The 1,704-nt window shown below is 65.5% G+C and carries 3 protein-coding genes; all 3 read left to right on the top strand.

Annotation, left to right across the window (positions count from 1 at the left end; translation table 11 throughout):
• The coding region (locus AC3IFE_RS21255) for an aldehyde dehydrogenase family protein (protein WP_489191855.1) at positions 1 to 1,058 on the top strand (1,058 nt) is incomplete at its 5' end.
• Positions 1,059 to 1,070: 12 nt separating this feature from the next.
• Positions 1,071 to 1,448: a carboxymuconolactone decarboxylase family protein gene (locus AC3IFE_RS21250; protein WP_089470682.1), complete on the top strand. Its 378-nt coding sequence runs from the start codon at positions 1,071 to 1,073 to the stop codon at positions 1,446 to 1,448.
• A partial coding sequence (locus AC3IFE_RS21245; RefSeq protein WP_489191854.1) for an alcohol dehydrogenase catalytic domain-containing protein occupies positions 1,445 to 1,704 on the top strand: 260 nt, incomplete at its 3' end. The genes AC3IFE_RS21250 and AC3IFE_RS21245, both read left to right, overlap by 4 nt.

The following is a 1,704-nucleotide window of genomic DNA, read 5'->3' as shown; positions in this document are numbered from 1 at the left end:
TGGTGCCATCCAATCGCCCGGGCGTGCAACAGCTCGTGAAGAAACAGGCGATCGGGCCGGTCGCCGCATTCACGCCGTGGAATTTCCCCGCGATCACCCCGGCGCGCAAGCTCTCCGCCGCACTCGCCGCCGGATGCAGCGTCATCATCAAACCCGGCGAGGAAAGCCCCGCAACGGCGCTCGCGCTGGCACGCGCACTGGATGACGCCGGTTTGCCGAAGGGCGTGCTTCAAGTCGTATTCGGCGTGCCCGACCAGGTGTCGAAGCATCTGATCGCTTCCCCGGTCATCCGGAAAGTGACGTTCACGGGCTCGGTACCGATCGGCCGCCTGCTGTCGGCGCGTGCCGCCGAAGGCGTCAAACCCATCACGCTGGAGCTGGGCGGCCACGGGCCCGTCCTCGTATTCAACGACGCAGATGTCGAGAAGGCCGCGGTCGACGGTGCGGCGAACCGCTTTCGCGGTACGGGCCAGGTCTGCATCTCGTCGACGCGCTTCCTGATCCAGCGCGACGTCTACGACGCGTTCGTCGGGCACTTCGTGCGCGCCACCCAGGCCCTCAAGGTAGGAAATGGCATGGATGCCGGCACGCAGGTCGGGCCGCTGGCCAACCCGCGCCAGCTTGCCAAGATGGAAGAACTCATCGCCGATGCAGTGGAACGTGGCGCAAGGGTCCTCGCCGGCGGAAAGCGCATCGAGGGCGAAGGATATTTCTTCGAACCCACGGTCCTCGCCGACGTACCGAAGGACGCGCGCGTGATGCACGAAGAACCGTTCGGCCCGATCGCGGTGCTGATGCGCTTCGATGCCCTCGCCGACAGCCTCGCCGAAGCGAACCGGTTGCCGTACGGGCTCTCCGCCTATGCATTCACGTGCAACGCGCGCACGGCCATCGATGTCGCGGACGGTCTCGAAGCCGGCATGATCGGCATCAACCAGTACCGCATCGTGTCGACCGAACTGCCGTTTGGCGGCATGAAGGAAAGCGGCCACGGCTCGGAAGGCGGCACCGAGGGCATCGAGTACTACCTCACGCACAAGTTCATCAGCCAGGCTTGAAGGAGTATCGCCATGTCTCATACGCATTTCGACAGTCCGCGCGAGGCCGCGCGGGCCTTCACGCCGACGCTCTCGGCATTCGTCGACGACACGCTCTATCCGCGCATCTGGAGCGATCCGGCGCTCGCGCCGCGCGACCGCAGCCTCGTGACCGTCGCCGCCCTGATCGCGGGTGGCCATCTCGACGAGTTGCCGGCGCACCTGCGGCGCGCGCTGACGAACGGCGTCACGCGCGAAGAGCTCTCCGCGGCAATCACTCACGTCGCGTTCTACGCCGGGTTTCCCGCGGCCATTTCCGCTTCCGCCGTGGCGCAGGCAACGCTGGGCGCACAACCTCGATCCGACGATCTCGCCGGTCATTCAGCTACGACGCAGGAAGGCATGAAATGAAAGCCATCACATTCAAGGAATTCGGCGAGGCCGAGGTTCTCGAACTGGCCGAAGTCCAGGCACCCGAGGTTCGGCCCGACGATCTGCTGGTACGCGTTCATGCCGCGGGCGTGAATCGCGCGGATCTGACACATCGGCGAGGCGGGTACGGCCGGCCGAACTTCGGCGACTCGACGATCATGGGGCTCGAAATCTCCGGGGAGGTAATCGAGACCGGAAGCACCGTGCAGGGTTACAAGGTGGGTGATCGCGTAAT

This window comes from Burkholderia sp. APQ4-4ca, assembly GCF_057837105.1.
Note: the sequence above shows the minus strand (reverse complement) of the source record. Positions and strands in the feature narration are given on the sequence as shown.